This window comes from Rathayibacter sp. AY1C6 (assembly GCF_002931535.1).
Classification (GTDB): domain Bacteria; phylum Actinomycetota; class Actinomycetes; order Actinomycetales; family Microbacteriaceae; genus Rathayibacter.
The window spans coordinates 16,682-37,730 of record NZ_PSWC01000018.1; the positions used below are offsets into that span (position 1 = coordinate 16,682).

Below are 21,049 nucleotides of genomic sequence, written 5' to 3' on the forward strand. Positions count from 1 at the left end.
GGGAGAATCGATACCGATGTCCTCCATTCTCACGGCCGCCCCGCCCGCGCGCACCGCGCCGGCGCTCCGGATCGGCCCCCTCGAACTCGACGCGCCGGTGGTGCTCGCCCCCATGGCGGGCATCACCAACACGGCGTTCCGCCGCCTCTGCCGCGAGTTCGGCAACGGCCTCTACGTGAGCGAGATGATCACCTCCCGCGCGCTCGTCGAGCGCACGCCGGAGTCGATGCGCCTCATCCGCCACCACCCCAGCGAGTCGGTGCGCTCGATCCAGCTCTACGGAGTGGACCCGGTCACGGTCGCCGAGGCGGTCACCATGCTCGTCGCCGAGGACCGGGCCGACCACATCGACCTCAACTTCGGCTGCCCCGTGCCCAAGGTCACCCGGAAGGGCGGGGGAGCGGCCCTGCCGTGGAAGCTCCCGCTGTTCCGGCAGATCGTCGAGGGCGCCGTGAAGGCCGCCGGCGACGTCCCGCTCACCGTCAAGATGCGCAAGGGCATCGACCCGGACCACCTCACCTACCTCGAGGCCGCCCGTGCCGCCGAGGGCGCCGGGGTCGCGTCGATCGCGCTGCACGCGCGCACCGCCTCCGAGTTCTACAGCGGGCACGCTGACTGGTCGGCGATCGCCACGCTCAAGGAGACGGTCACGAGCGTGCCCGTGCTGGGCAACGGCGACATCTGGTCGGCCGAGGACGCGCTGCGGATGATGGCCGAGACGGGCTGCGACGGAGTCGTCGTCGGTCGCGGCTGCCTCGGGCGCCCCTGGCTCTTCGGCGACCTCGCCGCCGCGTTCGCCGGCTCCGACGAGCGGTTCCGCCCCTCGCTCGGGCAGGTCGCCGAGGCGTTCCGCCGCCACGCGGAGCTGCTCGTCGACTTCTTCGAGAGCGAGGAGCGCGGCTGCCGCGACATCCGCAAGCACGTCGCCTGGTACTTCAAGGGCTACGCCGTCGGCGGCGACCTCCGCGCCCGCCTGGCCACGGTCGAGACGCTCGCGCAGCTCGACGAGCTCCTGGCGACGCTCGACTGGACGCAGCCCTACCCGGGCGAGGCGGCCGAGGGGCAGCGGGGCCGCGCCGGCTCGCCCAAGGTCCCCTCCCTCCCGGACCGCTGGCTCGAGTCCCGCGAGCTCGACGCCGGGCAGCGCGACGCGGTCTCGGCCGCCGAGATCCACAACAGCGGTGGATGACCGCGCGCTCTGGGGGTACTCGCTCGTCGACACCGAGCGATTCCTGCCGGAGGACCACTCGACCCGCCGCTCCGACTTCGCCCGCGACCGCGCCCGGCTCTTCCACTCCAGCGCGCTCCGCCGCCTGGCCGCGAAGACCCAGGTGCTCAGCCCCACGGCGGGCGTCGACTTCGCGCGCAACCGCCTGACCCACTCGCTCGAGGTGGCGCAGATCGGCCGGGAGCTCGCCACGAGCCTCGACCTCGACCCCGACGTCGTCGACACGGCCTGCCTCGCGCACGACATCGGGCATCCGCCGTTCGGACACAACGGCGAGCGCGCGCTCAACACCTGGGCCGAGGGGATCGGCGGCTTCGAGGGCAACGCGCAGACCTTCCGGCTGCTCACGCGGCTCGAGCCGAAGGTGTTCGGCGACGACGCCCGCCCCTACGGGCTGAACCTCACCCGCGCCAGCATCGACGCGAGCTGCAAGTACCCCTGGCCCGACACGCGCTCGGTCGCCGACCCGTCGGGGCGCGCCAAGTTCGGCTTCTACGCCGACGACGCCCCCGCGTTCGCCTGGATGCGCGAGGGCGCCCCCGAGGGGGTGCGCTGCATCGAGGCCGAGGTGATGGACCTCTCGGACGACATCGCGTACTCCGTGCACGACTTCGAGGACGCGGTGGTCTCCGGCTACATCGACGTCGAAGCACTCGGCTCCCGCGCCGACCACGAGGACCTCGTGCAGTCGATGCACTCCTGGGTCGGCGGGGAGGTCGGACACGACGAGCTCGTCGCCGCCTTCGACCGTCTCGACTCGCTCGACGTGTGGGTCTCCTCCTGGGACGGCTCCCGCCGCGACCAGGCCCGGCTCAAGAACCTCACCAGCCAGCTCATCGGCCGCTTCGCCGCCGCCGCCACCGAGGCCACCCGCGAGGCGTACCAGCACCCCGACCTCGTCCGCTTCGGCGGCCACGTCGTCGTCCCCCGCGAGCAGCAGGCCGAGATCGCCGTGCTCAAGGGGATCGTCGCGACGTTCGTGATGTCGCGGAACACCCGCCAGCCCATCTACGCCCAGCAGCGCGAAGTCCTCACCCGCCTCGCCGACACGCTCCTCGACCGCGGCCCGGGAACCCTCGAGCCCGGCTTCGCCGAGGACTGGCACGCCGCCCCCGACGACGACGACGCCCGCCGCCGCGTCGTCGTCGACCAGGTCGCCAACCTCACCGACCAGAGCGCCCTCGCCTGGTTCGAGAGGCTGTGCTGATGCGCTGAGCCGGGCGGCGCCCGGCTCAGCTGTGCCGCCGGTCCCTGCCCGGCGTCACCGCGGTCGGCTTGCCGAGGTGGTGCGTTCCAGGGAGCGGGGTGCGTCCGCCTAGGGCGATCCGCTGTTACGCGGATCGGCCGTTCGGCTGTGCTCGATTGCACGCCGGTCCTCGCCCGGCGTGGCGCGGTCGGCTTCTCGGGGTGGTGCGGTTCGTGGAGCGGGGTGCGTCCGCCTAGGGCGATCCGCTGGCACGCGGATCGGCCGTTCGGCTGTGCTCGATTCCACGCCGGTCCTCGCCCGGCGTGGCGCGGTCGGCCTCTCGGGGTGGTGCGTTTCGTAGAGCGGGGTGCGTCCGCCTAGGGCGATCCGCTGGCACGCGGATCGGCCGTTCGGCGGTGCCGGTGGCACGCCGGTCTCTGCCTGGCTCGGCGCGGTCGGCGGTGCTCGATTCCACGCCGGTCCCTGCCCGGCGTGGCGCGGTCGGCTTGGCGACGTGGTGCGTTTCGTGGAGCGGGGTGCGTCCGCCTGGGGCGATCCGCTGGGACGCGGATCGGCCGTTCAGCGGTGCCGGGGCACGCCGGTCACCGCCAGGCGTCACCGCGGTCGGCTTGTCGGGGTGGTGGGTTCCAGGGAGCCGGGTGCGTCGTCTGAGGCGATGTGCTGGTGTGCGGGTCGGCCGGTCGGCTCGGAGGGCGGGGAGGGCACCGCACCGCGAGGCGCGGAGGGGCGCGGGGCGGCGGGTACGGTGAGGGCGTGGGAGCGGAGCGGACACGGCAGCGGATCCTGGAGGCGGCGACGGAGGAGTTCGCGGCGCACGGGCTGGCGGGAGCGCGGGTCGACCGCTTCGCGGCACGGTCGGGGATGAGCAAGCCGATGCTGTGCTCGCACCGGCCGACGGCGCGCGAGGCCGTCGCCGCCGTCGTCCGAGTCAGTGCGGAAGGGTACTCCGCGCCCGGCACTCCTGCCGGCTGCTTCGTGCTGAGCGAGCCGCGGCTCGAGGCCCGTCGCCGCGAGATGGAGGCGCTCGTCGCCGCACGAGTCGAGCGCGGGATCGAGGAGGGCGACGTGCCGCCGGAGACGGACGCCGGATCCGTCGCCGCCTTCGTCGTCGCCGTGCTCAGCGGGATGTCGACGCAGGCCCGCGACGGAGCACCGGCGGACCGCATCGCGGTCATCGGCGAGCTCGCACTCGGCGCGCTGCCGGCGGCCACGGGCGTGCGAGCCGCAGGGCGCACGCCGGGAGCTCCCGGATGAGACCGCGTCGGCCGCGTCTCGGCCTCCTCGCCCTGGTCGTCGCGGGGCTGCTGCTGGTCCAGCCCGCCGCGGCCTCGGCGGCACCGCTGCTCCCTCCCGCGAACGGCGTCCTCGACTACCAGCTGGGAGGCGCCTACGCTCCGGCGTCGAGCGTCACCATCGTCGACCGCGACCGCACGGACGCGCCCGCCGCCGGCCGCTACAGCATCTGCTACGTGAACGCCTTCCAGACCCAGCCCGGCGAGAGCGCCGCCTTCGCGAAGCGGCACCCCGAGCTCCTGGTGAGGCGAGCGGACGGGAAGCCCCTCGCCGATCCGGGCTGGCCGGACGAGTACCTCTTCGACGTCTCGACCGCCGCGAAGCGGACCGCTCTGCTCGCGATCGTCGGCGCCTGGATCGACGGCTGCGCCGAGGACGGCTTCGACGCCGTCGAGGCCGATAAGCTGGACAGCTACACCCGCTCGGGCGGGAGGCTGACGAAGTCGCAGGCGCTGGCGTTCGCCACCCTCCTGACGGCGCGCGCTCACCGCTCCGGCCTGGCGATCGGCCAGAAGAACGGAGCCGATCTCGCCGCTGCCGGGAAGAGGACGGTCGGCTTCGACTTCGCCGTCGTCGAGGAGTGCCAGGTCTACGACGAGTGCGCGGCCTACACGGACGTCTACGGGCGCCAGGTCTACGAGATCGAGTACACCGACAACGGCCGGTCCGCCTACGCCGAGGCCTGCGCCGGGCAGGGCCGGAGCATCTCGGTCACCCTCCGCGACCGCGACGTCGTCCCCCGTGGCGCAGCGGGCTACGTGAACCGGCACTGCTGACGCCGGGCGGACGCTACCGCAGGGCTCCCAGCACGACGGCCGCGGCGCGGGCGACCAGCGCGTCGTCGTAGTCCGCCTCGGGGTCGTTGCGCGTCGAGAGGATCGACAGCACGACCGCGTCCCGCCCGGGAGGCGTCACCACGGCGACGTCGTTGCGGATCCCGCCGGCGCCCCCGGACTTGTCCGCGACGCTCCAGCCGGCCGGAGGGCCCGCCCGGACGAGAGTGTCGCCGGTCGCGTTGCCGCTCATCCAGTCGAGCAGGAGCGCCCGGTCCTCCGCGGACAGCACGTCACCTGTGGCGACCGCGGCGAGGTCCGCCGTGAACGCGGCCGGGGTGGTGGTGTCCTCGGTGCTGCCGGGCTCGATCGTGTTCAGCGCGGGCTCCTCGTTCACCACCTCGGTGGTGGTGTCGCCGAGAGCCTCGAGTCCACGGTCGAGGGCGGAGGGTCCGCCGACGCGCCGGAGGACGAGATTCAGCGCTGTGCTGTCGCTCCGGCGGACGGCCGCCTCGGCGAGCTGCGACAGCGGCAGGCCGGTGGCGGTGCTCTCCTCCGTGACGGGGGAGTAGCCCGCCGCCTCGACGTCGGCGACGGTCCAGGTGACCACCCCTCCCGCTCGGCGGCGGGGACGGTGCGCAGGAACTCCGCCGCGGCGAGGACTTTGAGGCTCGAGGCGAAGCCGAAGCGCTCGTCGGCCCGGTGATCGACCCGGCGACCCGAGCCGGTGTCGACGGCACTGACGCCGATCCGGGCGTCGAACTCGTTCTCGAGCGCGGCCAGCTCGGCGGAGACGTCGATCGGAGGAGGGGTGGCGGAGGACGCCGACGACGGCACGGAGGCGGACGACGGCGGCGCGACCGGGGTGTCCGCCGTGGTGGTGCACCCGGCGAGGGCCAGGAGGAGGGCGGAACCCGCGAGTGCGCGGAGGGTCCGCGACGACCCTCTCGAACGGTTCACAGCGCGGAGTAGACGACGGAGAAGGCGACGGCGGCCGCCGCGGTGACGCCGAGCGCCGCGAGCGAGACGAGTGCGCGCGGCCTCCTCCGCACGACGGCCAGGACGAGGAAGCCCGCGCCCAGGACGATCTGGAGCCACCAGTACACCGGACTCGTGGTGTCGGCGACCGCGCCCAGCGCCCAGACGCCCTCGCCGATCAGCACGCCCGAGAGCGGCGCGACAGCCAGGACGCGCCACGTCCTCGAGCCGTGGAGGGTGAGTGCGGCGGCGGCGCCCAGGATCGGCCCGGCGGGGACGGCGAGCAGCCAGAAGACGTCCGTGAAGGGAGGCGAGTAGCCGAAGCCGCGCGCCGCGGTCACCAGGTCGTAGCCCTCGAGCAGCGCCCAGAAGCTCAGCAGGCCGAGAGCGGTCGCCGCCGCCGGTCGGGCGCCGCCGAGGCGCACGAGCGCGAACACGAGCATGGACCAGCCCCCGGAGGAGTTGGCGAACGAGCTCGCCGACGGCGGGAGGGAGCCCTGCAGCAGGCTGGTGAGCCCGCCCAGGACGAGACCGCCGAGCAGGGCGACGAGCAGAGCACGCAGGAGAGGCGGGCGGGAGGCGGCAGGGGGCATGGGTCGATCCTCGGAGACGGCGGGCGGGTGCGGATCAGGGATGACCCTGATCTCGGGGTGCGGGTGGATCACAGGTCTCGGGGTGATCCGCGCCGCCCTGGTGCAGTTCTCCCCACCCCGGCTCGGCGGCCCCGGCGGCCGATACGATGGACCCCATGCCTCGGATCCGACAGTCAGATGTCGAGGAGGTCAAGGCGCGGGTGAACATCGGCGACGTGATCGGCGAGTACGTCACGCTGAAGTCGGCCGGCATCGGCTCGCTGAAGGGCCTCTGCCCCTTCCACGACGAGCGCAGCCCCAGCTTCCACGTCCGCCCGCAGGCCGGCTTCTACCACTGCTTCGGCTGCCAGGAGTCGGGCGACGTCTACAGCTTCGTCATGAAGATGGACCACAGCTCGTTCAGCGAGACCGTCGAGCGCCTCGCCGGGCGGATCGGCTTCCCGCTGCAGTACGAGGACGGCGACGGCCGCGCGCCCGAGACCGGCGGGCGAGCGCGCCTCCTCGCCGCGAACGACGCCGCGGAGGAGTACTTCCGCGAGCAGCTCGCGACCCCGGGCGCCGACGTCGGTCGGCGCTTCCTCGGCGAGCGGGGCTTCGACCGCGCCGCCGCCGACCGCTTCGGCGTCGGCTTCGCACCCGACGGCTGGGACGGGCTCACCACCGCGCTCAAGCGCCGCGGCTTCTCGGAGGAGGAGCTGACCACGGCCGGCCTGGTCAGCAGCAACAACCGCGGCGGCGTCTACGACCGCTTCCGCGGCCGCCTCGTCTGGCCGATCCGCGACGTGACCGGCCAGACCGTCGGTTTCGGCGCCCGCCGCCTCCTCGAGGAGGACAAGGGCCCCAAGTACCTCAACACCCCCGAGACGCCCGTCTACCACAAGTCCCAGGTGCTCTACGGGCTCGACCTCGCCAAGCGGGACATCTCCCGCGGGCACCGGGTGGTCGTCGTCGAGGGCTACACGGACGTCATGGCCTGCCACCTCGCCGGCGTCACCACCGCAGTCGCCACCTGCGGCACCTCCTTCGGCGTCGACCACATCAAGGTGCTGCGCCGGGTGCTGGGCGACGACAGCGGCGTCGGCGAGGTCGTCTTCACCTTCGACCCCGACGCGGCGGGCCAGAAGGCGGCGATGCGCGCGTTCCAGGAGGAGCACCGCTTCGCCGCGCAGACCTTCGTCGCCGTCGCGCCCGAGGGCCTGGACCCCTGCGACCTCCGCCTGAACCGCGGAGACGACGCCGTCCGCCGCCTCATCGACGACAAGAAGCCGATGTTCGAGTTCGTGATCCGGCAGCTGCTGGACCGCTACGACCTCGAGACGGTCGAGGGCCGGATCGCGGCCCTGCGCGCGGCCGCCCCGGTCGTCGCCGAGATCCGCGACCCGGCGCTGCGGCCCGGCTACTCCCGCGAGCTCGCCCGGATGCTCGGCCTGGACATGGCCGAGGTCAACTCCGCCGTGCGCTCCGCCGGATCCCGGCCCCGCTCCTTCGGACCCGAGGGCCGCGACCAGCAGGGCGGGCGAAGCGGCGGCGAATCGTCCGCGGCCGAGGCGCCCCTCGGCGCGCGCATCGCCGACCTCCCCGTCGACGTCGTCACGCGCATCGAGCGCGAGGCGCTGATGGCGATGCTCCAGCTTCCGCAGGCGATGGGTCCGGAGCTCCTGGCCCGGGCGGCGCACGCGGCGGTCACCAACGAGACCCTCCGCGTGGTCCGCGACGCCGTGGTCGCGAACCTCGAGCGGGCGGAGGACCGCGACTGGGTCGAGCACGTCGCCGACGACGTCCCCGGTCCCTTCGCCTCGCTGGTGCGCCAGCTCGCGGTGGCGCCGATCCCGGCCGCCGACGAGGAGGGGCTCGCCCGCTACTCCCGCGACGTGGCGATCTCGCTCATCGAGCGCGATCTGCTCCGCGAGATCGCCGAGCTGCGCGGGGCGCTCCAGCGCGCGTCCGCCGATCCGGTGATGGCGCGCGCGGTGCAGGTGCGCCTGGTCGAGCTCGAGCGCGAGAAGCGGGCGCTGCGCACGGAGTGAGCGTGTTGCGGTCGTGTGAAGAAATCGGCCGCACGCCCGTGCCGGTTCGGAGAGCGCTTCCAACTGTGTTACCTATGAGGAACAGCAATGCGGGCGTCCAGTGTCGTGACGCCACAGCCCACAGGAGATCTGTGTGCCGAGAGTCCGCGCGCCCGGAGCGCGCCCGCATCCCATCCTTGACAGGAAGAGGCAGACGGAGATGAATTCCGCATCCACTCGCGGCACCCGTGCACTGGCCGCCGCCGCAGGCTTCGCCGCGGTCGCGCTCGTGCTGACGGGCTGCGCCGCCGGCGGGAACGACTCGTCCGGCGGAAGCGCCGGAGGGGCCCTGACCATCGGCACCACCGACAAGATCACGACGCTCGACCCCGCGGGCTCCTACGACAACGGCTCGTTCGCCGTGATGAACCAGGTGTTCCCGTTCCTGATGAACACCCCCTACGGCAGCCCGGACGTCGAGCCCGACATCGCCGAGTCGGCGGAGTTCACCGCTCCCACGGAGTACACCGTGAAGCTGAAGGAGGGACTGAAGTGGGCCAACGGCCACGACCTCACCTCCTCCGACGTGAAGTTCTCCTTCGACCGCCAGGTCGGCATCGCGGCCGAGAACGGCCCTTCCTCGCTCCTGGCGAACCTCGACAGCGTCGCGGCTCCGGACGACACGACCGTGGTCTTCACGCTGAAGTCCGAGAACGACCAGACCTTCCCGCAGATCCTCTCGAGCCCCGCCGGCCCGATCGTGGACGAGGAGGTCTTCTCGGCCGACGAGCTGACCGCGGACGCCGACATCGTCTCGGGCGACGCCTTCGCCGGCCAGTACACGATCGCGAACTACGACGTGAACAACCTCATCCAGTACAAGGCCTACCCGGACTACCAGGGCGTTCTCGGCGAGGCGAAGACGGACACCGTCAACGTCAAGTACTACGCGGACTCGTCCAACCTCAAGCTGGACATCCAGGAGGGGAACATCGACGTCGCGTTCCGCAGCCTCTCGGCGACGGACATCGACGACCTCCGCGGCAACGACACGGTCAAGGTCGTGGACGGCCCCGGCGGCGAGATCCGCTACATCGTCTTCAACTTCGACACCCAGCCCTTCGGCGCGACGACCGGCGAGGCCGACAGCGCCAAGGCCCTCGCCGTGCGCCAGGCCGTCGCCGACCTGATCGACCGCGACGAGATCGCCGACCAGGTCTACAAGGGCACCTACACCCCCCTCTACTCCTACGTCCCCGCCGGCCTGACCGGCGCGGTCGAGCCGCTCAAGTCGCTCTACGGCGACGGCAACGGCGCGCCCGACGCGGACAAGGCGAAGGCGACCCTCGAGGCCGCCGGCGTCACCGCTCCGGTCACCCTGAACCTGCAGTACTCGAACGACCACTACGGTCCGTCCTCGGGCGACGAGTACGCGCTGATCAAGGACCAGCTGGAGTCGACCGGCCTCTTCACCGTGAACCTGCAGACCACGGAGTGGGTGCAGTACTCGAAGGACCGCTCGAGCGACGTCTACCCGGCGTACCAGCTCGGCTGGTTCCCCGACTACTCCGACGCCGACAACTACCTCTCGCCGTTCTTCATCAAGGAGAACTTCCTCGCGAACCACTTCGACGACGCCGAGGTGCAGAGCCTGATCGCGCAGCAGGTCTCGACCACCGACGCCGACGCGCGCACCGCGCTGATCGAGCAGATCCAGGAGAAGGTCGCGGCGCAGCTCTCGACCGTCCCCTACCTGCAGGGCTCGCAGGTCGCGGTCGTCGGCAGCACCGTGAGCGGAGCCGAGGACACCCTCGACGCCTCGTTCAAGTTCCGCTACGCGGCACTCAGCAAGGGCTGATCCACCCCCCTCGCGGCCGGCGCCTCCCCGATAGGAGGCGCCGGCCGTTCTCCACGAAAGGCATCACGTGACGACAGCCACGACGGCTGCGGCGACGGCGCCCACCCGGCGACCGCGCGGCTCCGGGGGCGGACTCGGGCGTTACCTGCTCGTCCGCTTCCTGCTCATCATCCCCACCGTCTTCATCCTCGTGACGCTGGTGTTCCTCCTCATGCGCTCCACGGGCGACCCGATCACGGCGGCCCTCGGCGGCCGCCTGACCGCGGACCAGCTCGCCGAGCGCGTAGCCGCCGCCGGCTACGACCGGCCGCTGATCGTGCAGTACCTCGAGTACCTCGGCAAGCTGCTGACCGGCGACTTCGGCACCACCCTGAGCGACAACCGCCCCGTCACCGAGGTGCTCCTCACCTACGGCGCTGCGACGGTCGAGCTCGCCTTCTACGCCCTGATCGTGGCGTTCCTGGTCGGCATCCCGCTCGGGATGCTCGCCGCCTACCACCGCGACCGCACGCCCGACGCGGTGCTGCGCATCTTCGCGATCCTCTGCTACGCGACCCCGGTGTTCTTCGCGGGCCTGCTGCTGAAGCTGGTGTTCTCCGTCTGGCTGAAGTGGTTCCCCGTCGCCGGGCGCGCCTCGACGAGCACCGAGCTCTCGCTCCAGTTCCTCGAGAACAAGACCGGCATCTATCTGATCGACGCGATCCAGACCGGCGACCCGGCCGCGATCTCGGACGTGCTCTCGCACGCGGTGCTCCCCGCCGTCGCGCTGGGCCTGCTCACCGCGGGCATCTTCCTGCGCCTGGTGCGCACCAACGTGATCGGCACGCTCGGCACCGATTACGTGGACGCGGCGCGCTCGCGCGGCGTCAGCGAGTTCCGGCTCGTCCGCACCCACGCCTACCGGCCGGCGCTCATCCCGATCATCACCGTGATCGGCCTGCAGATCGCCCTGCTGCTCGGCGGCGCCGTCCTCACCGAGACCACCTTCGAGTGGAAGGGCCTCGGCTTCCAGCTCGCCGAGTACCTCCAGGCCCGCGACTTCGTGGCCGTGCAGGGCATCGTCGCCCTGCTCGCCGTCATCGTGGCGCTGACCAACTTCATCGTCGACGTCATCGCGGCGCTCATCGACCCGCGAGTGAGGTACTGAGCATGAGCACCACCTCCCCGGCGCGTCCGCGCCGCCGCCTCGTCGACCGCCTGCCGGTCGTCCACCAGCTCCGGCAGAGCGTCGGCCTCCAGCGGGGGATGCTCGTCACCGGCCTGATCATCACCGGCGCGTTCCTGCTGGTGGCCCTGTTCGCGCCCCTGATCGCGCCCTACGGCTACTCGCAGCTGCGCTCGGGCGGCGAGTCGTTCGGCGCGCAGGAGCCGCCGAGCGCGGAGCACCTGCTCGGCACCACCGTCGGCGGCTACGACGTCCTCTCGCGAGTGATCTGGGGAGCGCAGACCGCGTTCCTCGTGATCGTCGTCGCCGTGGTCCTGTCGATCTTCCTCGGCGTCTTCCTCGGCCTCGTCTCCGGCTACCTCGGCGGCTGGCTCGACCGCGTGCTCGTCGTGATCTGCGACGCGATCTACGCGTTCCCGACCCTGCTGCTGGCGATCGTGATGTCGATCGTCATCTCCGGCGGGCAGTCGAACCTCTGGGCCGGCATCTTCGCCGCGGCGGTCTCGATCACCGTGGTCTACATCCCCCAGTACTTCCGCGTGATCCGGGCTGAGACAGTGCGGATCAAGGGCGACGCCTTCGTCGAGTCGGCGAAGGTCATCGGAGCGTCGACGCCGCGGATCATGTTCCGCCACGTCCTGCGGAACGCGACGCGCACGCTGCCGCTGATCTTCACGCTGAACTCCTCCGAGGCGATCCTGACCCTCGCCGGCCTGGGCTTCCTCGGCTTCGGCATCGAGCCGACGTCGGCCGCGGAGTGGGGCTACGACCTCAACAAGGCGCTGTCGGACGTCACGAGCGGCATCTGGTGGACCTCGGTCTTCCCGGGCCTGGCGATCGTGCTCGTGGTGCTGGGCATCACCCTCGTGGGCGAGAGCCTGAACGACCTCGCCGACCCGCGCCTGCGCGGTCGGCGCGCGGTGGCCGCCGGTGCCGGCGACGTCGCCGCGACGTCCGTCGTGCCGGGCGGCGTCCTCGCCGCCGACGGCCTGGAGACGCCGGGGCACGACCCCGTCGCCGGAGTGGAGGAGACGCGATGAGCGACCAGCGCATCGTCCGGGACGCCTCAGCGCGTCCGATCGTGGACATCACCGACCTCGAGGTCGCCTTCGCGAGCGACCGCGGCGCCGTCCGCGCCGTCGCCGGGGTGAGCCTGCGCGTCGAGCGCGGCGAGGTCCTGGCGATCGTCGGCGAGTCCGGCAGCGGCAAGACCGTGACCGCGAAGACCATCCTCGGCCTCCTGCCCGAGACGGCCAGCGCCTCCGGAGTGGTCCTGCTCTCGAAGAAGGACGGCAGCGCGGCGACCGATGTCGTCTCCGTGCCGAAGGCCCGCCTCCGGGAGCTGCGCGGCACCGACGTCGCCATGGTCTTCCAGGAGCCGGGAACCGCCCTCAACCCGGTCTTCACGGTGGGCTGGCAGATCGCGGAGGGACTGCGCGCCCACGGCTCCGTCTCGAAGAAGGAGGCGCGCAAGCGCGCGATCGACGTCCTCCGCACCGTCGGCATCCCGGAGCCGGAGAAGCGGGTCGACTACTACCCGCACCAGTTCTCGGGCGGCCAGAAGCAGCGCGTGGTCATCGCGATGGCGCTGGTCCTGGATCCCGGTCTGATCGTCGCGGACGAGCCGACCACCGCGCTCGATGTGACCGTGCAGGCCGAGATCCTCGACCTGCTCCGCCGGTGCCGCGACGAGTTCGGCACCTCGATCGTGCTGATCACCCACAACATGGGCGTCGTCGCCGATCTGGCCGACCGCGTCGCCGTGATGTACCAGGGCGAGCTGGTCGAGGAGGCGACGGTCTCCGAGCTGTTCTCGGCGCCGAAGGCCGAGTACACGAGGAAGCTCCTCGCCGCCGTCCCGCACGTGGGCCAGGGCGTCGAGCGCGCCCGCGTCCGCGCCGTCGAGCGCGCCGAGGCCCCCGAGGCCGAGACGCTCGTCGCCGCCGAGGGCCTGCGGATCCAGTACCCCGGCCGGCTCGGCCGTCCCGGCTTCGTCGCGGTCGACGGCGTCTCGCTGCGCATCCGCGCGGGCGAGGTGCTCGGCCTCGTCGGCGAGAGCGGCTCGGGCAAGACCACCATCGGGCGCGCCATCGCGGGCCTGACGCCGGTGACCGGCGGGTCGCTGAAGGTCCTCGGCAAGGAGATGCGCGGCATCCGCGAGCGAGCCTTCCGGCCGGTCCGCGGCGACATCGGCTTCGTGTTCCAGGACCCGGCGTCGAGCTTCAACCCGCTGCTCACCATCGCGGAGTGCGTCGCCGAGCCGCTGATCGTGCACGGACGGGCCGGCGACGCCGCCGGGGCGCGCTCGCGCGTCGACGAGCTCCTGGAGGCGGTGCAGCTGCCCCGCTCCTACGGTGACCGCTACCCGCACGAGCTCTCCGGCGGCCAGCGCCAGCGCGCCAGCCTCGCCCGGGCCCTCGCCCTCGAGCCGAAGCTGCTGATCGCCGACGAGCCCACCTCGGCGCTCGACGTGTCGGTGCAGGCCCGCGTGCTCGAGCTGTTCGCCGAGCTGCAGCGCGAGTTCGGCTTCGCCTCCCTGTTCATCAGCCATGACCTCGCCGTGGTCGACCTGCTCGCCGACCGCATCGCGGTGCTCTACCGCGGCGAGCTGGTCGAGGAGGGGACGGGGGCCGAGGTGCTCGCTGCGCCGAAGCACCCCTACACGCAGCGCCTGCTCGCCTCCCTGCCCGTGCCCGACCCGGTCGAGCAGGCCTCGAGGCGCGAGCTCCTGCGCAGCATCGTCGAGGCGGAGCGCCGGGCGTGAGCCGGACCGCCGAGGATCAGGCCCCCATCGTCGTCGACGACCTCAGCGTCGAGTACCCGCCGCGCGGCATCAGCCGACGGTGGACGGCACTGCGGGGAGTGAGCCTCCGCGTGGAGCCGGGGGAGGTGCTCGGGATCCTCGGCGGCAGCGGCTCGGGCAAGTCCACGCTCGCGCGCGTGCTCGGCGGCGACGGCCTGGGGCACGACGGCGGCCGCACGCGTCCGGTGATCATCGGAGGGGACGCGACGGTCGCGGGGCACCGCCTCCGCTCGCTCCCCGCCCGCGAGCTCAAGCGCTTCACCGTCGACGTCGCGCATCTCGCGCAGGACGCCGGTGCGGCCCTCCGCCCCGAGCTGACCGTCTCGGAGCTGATCGCCGAGCCGATCTTCCTCCGCGACCGCCACTACGACCCGAAGGCCGCGGCGGTGCGGGTGGCGACGCTGCTCGACTCCGTGCACCTGCCGCTGTTCCTGCTCGACCGCTACCCCTACGAGCTCTCCAGCGGCCAGCGCCAGCGCGTGGCTGTGGCCCGCTCGCTCGTGCTCGGGCCGAAGGTGCTGATCGCCGACGAGCCGACCTCGGGCATCGACGCGACGGTGCGCGAGTCGATCGTGGACCTCCTCGCCGACCTGCGGCGCCGGGAGGGCTTCGCCGCCGTCGTGGTCAGCCACGACATCGACGTGCTGAGCCGGGCGACCGACCGGATCGCCGTGCTCGTCGGCGGCGAGGTCGTCGCGTACGGGCCGCTGCTGGAGGTTCTGATCGAGGCCCGGCACCCCTACGTGCGCGAGCTCGGAGCGGCCTTCGCCGAGTACGAGCGCTTCGACGCCTCCCGAGCGCAGCGCGTCGAGGCGGCCGACCAGTGACCGTCCCGCGCGTCGCGGTGCTCCCGCGGCCGAAGCCGGTGTTCGCCGAGGCGGTGGAGTCGGGCGGTGGAGTGGTCGTCGGACTCGACGAGAGTCCGGACGCGCTGCTCTGGCTGTCCTACGGCCGCACGGACGAGCTGGCCGCTGTGCTGGAGGAGCACCCGTCGATCCGCTGGGTGCAGCTGCCCTGGGCCGGCGTCGACGTCTTCGCGCCCGTGCTCGCCGCGTCCCGCGCGGACGTCGTCTGGACCAGCGCCAAGGGCGCCTACGCGGAGCCGGTGGCCGAGCACGCGCTCGCGCTGGTGCTCGCCCTCCTGCGCTCGCTGCCGGAGCGGGCGCGCGCCGTGTCGTGGGGGCCGAAGAAGGCGGTCACGCTGCACCGCGCCTCCGTGGTGATCGTCGGAGCAGGAGGGATCGCTCGCGAGCTCCTGCGGCTGCTCGCCGTCTTCGACTGCCAGGTGACGATCGTCCGCCGCGGAGACGAGCCGGTGGAGGGCGCCGCCCGCACCCTGCCGGCGTCGCGGCTCGCCGAGGCCGCGGCGGACGCCGACGTGCTGGTCCTGGCCGCCGCCGCCACCGCGGGCACGGAGCGGATGGTCGACGCGGGTCTGCTCGCGCGGCTCCCCGCCCACGCCGTGCTCGTCAACGTCGCCCGGGGGAGCCTCGTCGACACGGACGCGCTCGTCGCGGCCCTCGCCGAAGGCCGTCTCGCGGGCGCCGCGCTCGACGTGACGGACCCCGAGCCGCTGCCGGACGGGCATCCGCTCTGGAGCGAGCCCCGGTGCCTGATCACGCCCCACAGCGCGGACACCCCCGAGATCACCGCGCCGCTCCTGGCCGAGCGCGTGCGCGCCAACGTGGCCGCCTGTGCCGCCGGCGGGCCGTTCGTCGGCCGCGTCGACCCGGGCTCCGGCTACTGAGTGCGCGCCCGATTTTGCGTTCGCGGAGAGTTTGCTAAAGTAGTACCGCGCTGATCGCCTCCGGGTGGTCGGATGATCCTCGATAGCTCAATTGGCAGAGCAATCGGCTGTTAACCGGTAGGTTCTTGGTTCGAGTCCAAGTCGGGGAGCGAAGGGTCCGGGACTCCACTCTCGGGCCCTTTTTTCGTGCCCGCGAGCGGTCGCCCTCGAGGGCCCACCCGCTCGGACCGACGATCGGAGGGGCGATGCGCGAGGACGTGCTCGCTCTCCTGCGCCGCCGCCCCGACGTCGAGGCGCCGGATCTCGTCGCCGTCGACGCCAGTGACCGTCTGCTGCTCGACCTCGCCGCCGATCGCGGCCGCCTCACCGTGATCGGGGACGCCTACGGGGCACTGAGCCTCGGCCTCGCCGCCGACGGCCGTGCCGTACGCGTCGTGCAGGACTCGATCACCGCCGAGCGCGCTCTCGCGCAGAACCTCGAGACGGTGCGGGGGTCGGGCGTCGATCTCGCGCCGATCGAGATCGTCGACTCCGTCGCGGAGGCCGTCCGCGACGCCGACGCGGTGCTCCTGCGCCTGCCGCGCTCGCTCGACGCGCTGGCCGCCGTCGCGGCCGGGACCGCACTCGCGAACCCGGCGGCGACCCTGATCGGCGCCGGCCGCATCAAGCACATGACCCGCACGATGAACGACGTGCTCGCCGTGCGCTACGAGCGGATCGACGTCTCCCTCGCCCGGCAGAAGTCGCGCGCCCTGCTCGCGAGCGGCGCGCTCCCCGACCAGCCGCCCGCGCCAGGGCCCGAGCGGCGCCGTCTGGACGAGCTCGACCTCGAGGTCGTCGCACTGCCGGGAGCCTTCGCAGGTGCACGACTGGACCTCGGCACCCGCGCCCTCCTCGCCGCCCTCGATCTCGACTCCCTCCCCGCGGGCACCGCACTCGACCTCGGCTGCGGAACCGGCGTGCTCGCCGCCGTGGTGGCCCGGGCCCGCCCCGACCTCGCCGTGATCGCGACGGACACCTCGCGTGCCGCGGTCGAGTCCGCCCGGGCGACCGCGGCGGCCAATGGGCTGGCCGTCCGCGTCCTCCGCGACGACAACGCCTCGACTCTGGAGGCGTCCTCCGTCGACGTCGTGCTCTGCAATCCGCCGTTCCACTCCGACGGAGCCGTCACCGACCTCGTCGCCCGGCGCATGCTGCGCGCGGCCGGCCGCGTGCTGCGCCCCGGAGGCGTGCTGTGGACGGTCTTCAACTCCCACCTCGCGCATCCGGCCGAGCTGCGCCGTGCGGTCGGGCCGACCACGGTGGTGGCGCGCGACCGCCGCTTCACCGTCACCCGCTCCGTTCGCTCCGACGGCTGAGTACGGCTCCGCAACCCCCTCCGCGGCCTCAGGTCCGCTGTCCGCGGCGCGGGTACGATCTCTCTCCGGCGCTCCTGTGCCGAACCCGTCCCGTCACCCCGGAGGCCGTCGTGCTCGAAGTCGTCCTCGTCCTCGCCCTGATCGCGGTCGTCGTGCTGTGGCGTCGCGCCGTCGGCGCCGAGCGCCGTGCCGCCGAGAGCCGTGCGGAGGAGGCGGCGCGCGTCGTCCGCCTCGAGCTGGCGGTCGGCGAGCAGGAGGCGAGGCTCCGCATCGTCGGCGAGCTCGAGCAGCTCGCGGTCCGCAGCGCCGCGCACGTCGTCGAGGAGGCCGAGAGCGTCCGGCTCACGATCGACCGCGACCCCGCCGCAGCCGCGCGGTCGGCGCAGCGGGCAGTGCGGGCGGCCGAGGCCTCGCTGGCGCAGCTGCGCCGCATCGCGACCGTCGCCTCCGTCGATCCGGGGGAGCTGCCGCGCACCGGCGGCTCCGTCCCCCTGATCGAGGGCGCCCGCGAGCGAGGCCTGAGCGTCCGCGAGGAGTCGTTCGGCGAGCCGTTCCCGCTGCAGGACGGCGCCGAGGTGGCTGTGCTCCGGGTGCTCGAGTACGCCTTCGACTCGGCGCTGGAGACCGGCGGCGCGGGGACCGAGGTCCGCATCAGCTCCCGATGGACGACCACGGGCCTCCGGGTGGAGGTCGACGACGACCGCGAGCAGCACGGCGCGGCGGAGCAGGACGCCAGCGCTCTCGAGGCGGACCTGCGCTCGCTCACCGAGCGCATCGACAGCCCCGCGCTCGCCGAGCTGCGCGAGCGGGCCGCCCTCTTCGGCGGCGACGTGACCGAGAAGCGGACGCCCGGCGTCGGCCGGAGCGTCACCGCCTCGTTCCCCGCGATCCGCCACCACAACGGCGTGCACGGGGTCGACCTGGCCTGAGTCAGTCCTCGAGGTGCTCCACGCCGGGCAGCCACGAGACGCCGGGGCCGCCCCAGCCGCGCTTGCGGGTGATCTTCGCGACCGGCTTGTGATAGTCGTGCTCGAGACGGTCGATGTAGAGCACGCCGTCGAGGTGGTCGAACTCGTGCTGGAACACGCGGGCGAACCAGCCGTCCGCGACGATCTCGAACGGCTCCTGCTCGAGGTCGACCGCGCGGAGGATCGCGCGCTCGGAGCGGCGGAGCGGGAAGCGCTCGCCGGGGAAGGAGAGGCACCCCTCCGACTCCGTGTCCTCGTCCGCCTCGCCGAGCGGGGTCGGCGTGACGAACAGCTCGGGGTTGATCGCGACGCCGCGGCGGGGGGTGCCGTCGTCGTCGGCGTAGTCGTAGACGAACAGGCGCAGCGGGACGCCGACCTGCGGGCCGGCGAGGCCGACTCCGGGGGCGGTGTCCATCGTCTCGAACATGTCGGCGACGAGGGTGCGCAGCGCATCGTCGAACTCGGTGACGGGTGCGGCGGGGGAGTGCAGGACGGGGTCGCCGGCGATGCGGATGGGGAGGACGGCCATGGGGGACAGGGTACCGCGGGGCCGTCGACCGGGTCCGCGAGGATCATCCGCTGGGCTCAGCCCCTCACCCGTGCGTCGGAGGACTCCCGGAGGCGTTCTGGGTAGGGTCGACCCCATGCCCGCCGATCTCGCCGAACTCCTCAACGACCCGGCGAAGTTCATCGGCATCCCGATCGCTCTCGTGGGCGCGGTGTTCCTCTCCCTCGGCGCGCAGTTCCAGCACCGGGGAGTGGCGAAGGTGGAGCGGTTCTCGAAGCGCTCCGGCTCCTCCGGGCTCAGCGGCGGCCAGCTGGTCGCGCTGCTCTCGCGCCCCTCGTGGGTGATCGGCACCCTGCTCCTGGGTCTCGCGATCGTCTTCCAGCTGACGAGCCTCGGCTTCTCCCCGCTCATCGTGGTGCAGCCGCTCGGAGCGGTGGCGCTCGTGATCACCGCGGTCGTCAACGCGCGGGTCAGCCGGGTGCGCCTGAACGCGGCGTCGATCCGGGCGATCGTGCTCTGCGTCGGAGGCGTCGGCACGTTCGTCCTCGTGGCGGCGTTCAACGCGGTCGACAAGTCCATCCAGACGCCCGAGCTCATCACGATCCTCGTGATCCTCGCCGTGGTGCTCACGGTCTTCGTCATCGCCTTCCGCGTCTTCCGCCGCGGAGCGAAGGCGATCTTCTACATCGTGGGCGCCGGAGTGGTCTACGGCTTCGTCGCGACTCTCGCGAAGGTCGTGCTCAACCGCATCAAGTACGGCGAGTTCGACCCGCTGACGGTGGTCTGCATCGTGGCGCTCCTGGCCGCGACCGCGCTCGGCGGGTACTTCGTGCAGAACGCCTACTCCTCCGGCCCGCCGGACCTCGTCGTCGCGGGCCTCACCGTCATCGACCCGCTGGTCGCCGTCGCGATCGGCATCGTCGTGCTCGGAGAGGCGCAGTACGCGGCCCCGTGGGCGATCCCGCTCTTCATCGCGGCCGGTGCCGTCGCCATCTACGGCGTCTTCCTCCTCGCCAAGCACCACCCGCAGGCGCGCTGACGGCGCGGGATCCCGAGTGGTGAGGAGTCCTCTGCCTACAATGGGTCCGCGCCGAGAGCCACGAAACCGACCGACCTCCGCCGATCGCTCCCTTCTCTCCCCGAGCGGCACGACACCGATAGGACCTCCCGTGTCAGATCCCCGCGACGCGTCCCGACCGGGATCGCCCGACTCCCGACCGCTGACGGTCGTGATCGGCTGCGACACCTTCGCTCCCGACGTGAACGGAGCCGCGAAGTTCGCCGAGCGCCTCGCCGCCGGTCTCGCGCAGCGCGGCCACGAGGTCCACGTCGTCGCCCCCTCGGCCGACGGCTGGAGCGGCACCCGGGTCGAGACGCACGAGGGCCAGCGGATCATCGTGCACCGGCTCTACAGCTGGCGCTGGTATCCGCACGACTGGCTGCGCTTCGCGATGCCGTGGCGCATCCGGCAGAACAGCGCGCGCATCCTCGACGAGGTGAAGCCCGACGTCGTGCACTTCCAGTCGCACATCATCGTCGGCCGCGGCCTCGGGATCGAGGCGGCCAAGCGCGGCATCCGCATCGTCGGCACGAACCACTTCATGCCCGAGAACATGCTCGAGTTCACCCTCCTGCCGAAGGCCGTGCAGGCCAAGGCCGTGGCGATGGCGTGGCGGGCCGCGCGCCGCACCTTCGGCCGGGCGGAGGCGGTCACCACGCCGACCCGCAAGGCCGCGCAGTTCCTCGAGAAGTACACGGGCCTCCGGGGCGTCCACGCCATCTCCTGCGGCATCGACGCCGACAACTACACGCCCGACTTCGCGGCGCGCGCCGGCGACTCGATCCTCTTCGTCGGCCGCGTGACCGGCGAGAAGCACATCGACGTCCTGCTCCGCGCCGTCGCCCTGCTCGATCCGGCGCTCGACGCGAAGCTCGAGATCGTCGGCGGCGGCGACCAGATGCGCAACCTCCAGCAGCTCGCCGCGACCCTCGGCATCGCCGACCGCGTCCGCTTCACGGGCTATGTCTCGGACGCCGAGCTCAAGGAGGCTTACACGCGCGCCACCGTGTTCGCCATGCCGTCCATCGCCGAGCTGCAGAGCATCGCGACGATGGAGGCGATGGCCTCGGCCCTCCCCGTCGTCGCCGCCGACGCGATGGCCCTCCCGCACCTCGTCCACGACGGCGAGAACGGCTACCTCTTCGCGCCGGGCAGCGCCGAGGCCCTCGCCGACCGCCTCACCGCCGTGCTCACGGCCGACCAGGAGAACCTCGAGGCGATGAAGCGCGCCTCCCTCCAAATCGTCGCCGCGCACGACATCAACCGCACGATCAGCACCTTCGAGAGCCTGTATCGTGGGGAGCCGGTGGCCGATCCGGTCTCCGACGCAGCGTCCGCACCCGCCGCCACCTGACGGCCGCTCGGACGGCCGCCGCGGGGCGTTAGCTCAGCCGGTCAGAGCAGCGGACTCATAATCCGTCGGTCACGGGTTCAAGTCCCGTACGCCCTACTCCGCTCCACCCGCGGTGGTTCCTTCTCTCCAGCGCCGGGTCGGGCATCCACC

The 21,049-nt window shown here is 72.6% G+C and carries 18 protein-coding genes and 2 tRNA genes; 17 read left to right on the top strand and 3 right to left on the bottom strand.

The genetic code is table 11. The features are described 5' to 3' along the window. The first annotated feature begins 16 nt into the window (after positions 1-16). The 4 genes from dusB (at position 17) to C5D36_RS11570 (ending at position 4,504) form a co-directional block, all read left to right on the top strand. On the top strand, positions 17-1,189 hold the full coding sequence (dusB, locus tag C5D36_RS11555) for a tRNA dihydrouridine synthase DusB (protein ID WP_104295884.1): 1,173 nt from the start codon (positions 17-19) through the stop codon (positions 1,187-1,189). Next, positions 1,182-2,435, top strand: a complete 1,254-nt coding sequence (locus C5D36_RS11560) for a deoxyguanosinetriphosphate triphosphohydrolase (RefSeq protein ID WP_104295885.1) — start codon at positions 1,182-1,184, stop codon at positions 2,433-2,435. The genes dusB and C5D36_RS11560 overlap by 8 nt, the downstream gene beginning before the upstream one ends. A gap of 753 nt (positions 2,436-3,188) precedes the next feature. Next, a complete protein-coding gene (locus tag C5D36_RS17200; RefSeq protein WP_104292603.1) occupies positions 3,189-3,689 on the top strand; it encodes a TetR family transcriptional regulator in 501 nt (166 codons plus the stop codon). After that, on the top strand, positions 3,686-4,504 hold the full coding sequence (locus tag C5D36_RS11570) for an endo alpha-1,4 polygalactosaminidase (RefSeq protein WP_104295886.1): 819 nt from the start codon (positions 3,686-3,688) through the stop codon (positions 4,502-4,504). The genes C5D36_RS17200 and C5D36_RS11570 overlap by 4 nt, the downstream gene beginning before the upstream one ends. Before the next feature lie 13 nt (positions 4,505-4,517). Here the strand turns inward: C5D36_RS11570 and C5D36_RS17025 are convergent, their stop codons facing one another. Next, a complete protein-coding gene (locus C5D36_RS17025) occupies positions 4,518-5,111 on the bottom strand; it encodes a serine hydrolase (RefSeq protein ID WP_219812596.1) in 594 nt (197 codons plus the stop codon). Between the two features lie 346 nt (positions 5,112-5,457). After that, the gene (locus tag C5D36_RS11580; RefSeq protein ID WP_181072879.1) at positions 5,458-6,072 is read right to left on the bottom strand and encodes a DUF6518 family protein; all 615 of its coding nucleotides are present in this window, start codon (positions 6,070-6,072) and stop codon (positions 5,458-5,460) included. Between the two features lie 155 nt (positions 6,073-6,227). Here C5D36_RS11580 and dnaG point away from each other — a divergent pair, with 155 nt between their 5' ends. The 10 genes from dnaG (at position 6,228) to C5D36_RS11630 (ending at position 17,938) form a co-directional block, all read left to right on the top strand. Continuing rightward, positions 6,228-8,099 carry a DNA primase gene (gene dnaG / locus C5D36_RS11585; protein WP_104295887.1) on the top strand — a complete coding sequence of 624 codons (1,872 nt, stop codon included), beginning with the start codon at positions 6,228-6,230 and terminating at the stop codon, positions 8,097-8,099. Positions 8,100-8,298: 199 nt separating this feature from the next. Next, a complete protein-coding gene (locus tag C5D36_RS11590; RefSeq protein WP_104223443.1) occupies positions 8,299-9,936 on the top strand; it encodes an ABC transporter substrate-binding protein in 1,638 nt (545 codons plus the stop codon). Positions 9,937-10,003: 67 nt separating this feature from the next. Next, positions 10,004-11,083, top strand: a complete 1,080-nt coding sequence (locus C5D36_RS11595; RefSeq protein ID WP_104223444.1) for an ABC transporter permease — start codon at positions 10,004-10,006, stop codon at positions 11,081-11,083. Positions 11,084-11,085: 2 nt separating this feature from the next. Then, the gene (locus tag C5D36_RS11600; RefSeq protein WP_104226685.1) at positions 11,086-12,141 is read left to right on the top strand and encodes an ABC transporter permease; all 1,056 of its coding nucleotides are present in this window, start codon (positions 11,086-11,088) and stop codon (positions 12,139-12,141) included. Continuing rightward, positions 12,138-13,865 carry an ABC transporter ATP-binding protein gene (locus tag C5D36_RS11605; protein WP_104223446.1) on the top strand — a complete coding sequence of 576 codons (1,728 nt, stop codon included), beginning with the start codon at positions 12,138-12,140 and terminating at the stop codon, positions 13,863-13,865. Before C5D36_RS11600 ends, C5D36_RS11605 begins: the two co-directional genes overlap by 4 nt. Then, on the top strand, positions 13,862-14,731 hold the full coding sequence (locus C5D36_RS11610) for an ATP-binding cassette domain-containing protein (protein WP_258060485.1): 870 nt from the start codon (positions 13,862-13,864) through the stop codon (positions 14,729-14,731). The genes C5D36_RS11605 and C5D36_RS11610 overlap by 4 nt, the downstream gene beginning before the upstream one ends. Continuing rightward, a complete protein-coding gene (locus C5D36_RS11615; protein ID WP_258062930.1) occupies positions 14,728-15,651 on the top strand; it encodes an NAD(P)-dependent oxidoreductase in 924 nt (307 codons plus the stop codon). The genes C5D36_RS11610 and C5D36_RS11615 overlap by 4 nt, the downstream gene beginning before the upstream one ends. 76 nt (positions 15,652-15,727) lie before the next feature. After that, positions 15,728-15,800: transfer RNA gene (locus tag C5D36_RS11620), tRNA-Asn, on the top strand. Positions 15,801-15,896: 96 nt separating this feature from the next. Continuing rightward, positions 15,897-17,009, top strand: coding sequence for a class I SAM-dependent methyltransferase (locus C5D36_RS11625; RefSeq protein ID WP_104295888.1), 1,113 nt, complete (start codon positions 15,897-15,899; stop codon positions 17,007-17,009). A gap of 110 nt (positions 17,010-17,119) precedes the next feature. Further along, positions 17,120-17,938 (top strand): hypothetical protein, encoded by an 819-nt coding sequence (locus C5D36_RS11630; RefSeq protein ID WP_104292598.1) that lies wholly within the window; start codon positions 17,120-17,122, stop codon positions 17,936-17,938. A 1-nt stretch (position 17,939) separates the two neighbouring features. On the opposite strand, the gene def is transcribed toward C5D36_RS11630, so the two are convergent. Next, positions 17,940-18,506: a peptide deformylase gene (def, locus tag C5D36_RS11635; protein ID WP_104223450.1), complete on the bottom strand. Its 567-nt coding sequence runs from the start codon at positions 18,504-18,506 to the stop codon at positions 17,940-17,942. A gap of 115 nt (positions 18,507-18,621) precedes the next feature. Here def and C5D36_RS11640 point away from each other — a divergent pair, with 115 nt between their 5' ends. The 3 genes from C5D36_RS11640 to C5D36_RS11650 all read left to right on the top strand — a co-directional run bounded on the left by C5D36_RS11640 (position 18,622) and on the right by C5D36_RS11650 (position 20,995). Further along, entirely contained in the window at positions 18,622-19,524 is a 903-nt protein-coding gene (locus tag C5D36_RS11640; RefSeq protein WP_104223451.1) for a DMT family transporter, read from the top strand. 130 nt (positions 19,525-19,654) lie between these two features. Beyond that, positions 19,655-20,899, top strand: a complete 1,245-nt coding sequence (locus C5D36_RS11645) for a glycosyltransferase (RefSeq protein ID WP_258062931.1) — start codon at positions 19,655-19,657, stop codon at positions 20,897-20,899. A gap of 22 nt (positions 20,900-20,921) precedes the next feature. Then, positions 20,922-20,995: transfer RNA gene (locus C5D36_RS11650), tRNA-Ile, on the top strand. The last annotated feature ends 54 nt before the right edge of the window (positions 20,996-21,049 follow it).

Excerpts from the sequence above, each read along its gene's own strand:
- dusB (WP_104295884.1), top strand. The coding sequence starts at position 17 with ATGTCCTCCATTCTCACGGCCGCCCCGCCCGCGCGCACCGCGCCGGCG.
- C5D36_RS11570 (WP_104295886.1), top strand. The coding sequence starts at position 3,686 with ATGAGACCGCGTCGGCCGCGTCTCGGCCTCCTCGCCCTGGTCGTCGCG.
- C5D36_RS11580 (WP_181072879.1), bottom strand. The coding sequence starts at position 6,072 with ATGCCCCCTGCCGCCTCCCGCCCGCCTCTCCTGCGTGCTCTGCTCGTC.
- dnaG (WP_104295887.1), top strand. The coding sequence starts at position 6,228 with ATGCCTCGGATCCGACAGTCAGATGTCGAGGAGGTCAAGGCGCGGGTG.
- C5D36_RS11590 (WP_104223443.1), top strand. The coding sequence starts at position 8,299 with ATGAATTCCGCATCCACTCGCGGCACCCGTGCACTGGCCGCCGCCGCA.
- C5D36_RS11600 (WP_104226685.1), top strand. The coding sequence starts at position 11,086 with ATGAGCACCACCTCCCCGGCGCGTCCGCGCCGCCGCCTCGTCGACCGC.
- C5D36_RS11605 (WP_104223446.1), top strand. The coding sequence starts at position 12,138 with ATGAGCGACCAGCGCATCGTCCGGGACGCCTCAGCGCGTCCGATCGTG.
- C5D36_RS11625 (WP_104295888.1), top strand. The coding sequence starts at position 15,897 with ATGCGCGAGGACGTGCTCGCTCTCCTGCGCCGCCGCCCCGACGTCGAG.
- def (WP_104223450.1), bottom strand. The coding sequence starts at position 18,506 with ATGGCCGTCCTCCCCATCCGCATCGCCGGCGACCCCGTCCTGCACTCC.
- C5D36_RS11640 (WP_104223451.1), top strand. The coding sequence starts at position 18,622 with ATGCCCGCCGATCTCGCCGAACTCCTCAACGACCCGGCGAAGTTCATC.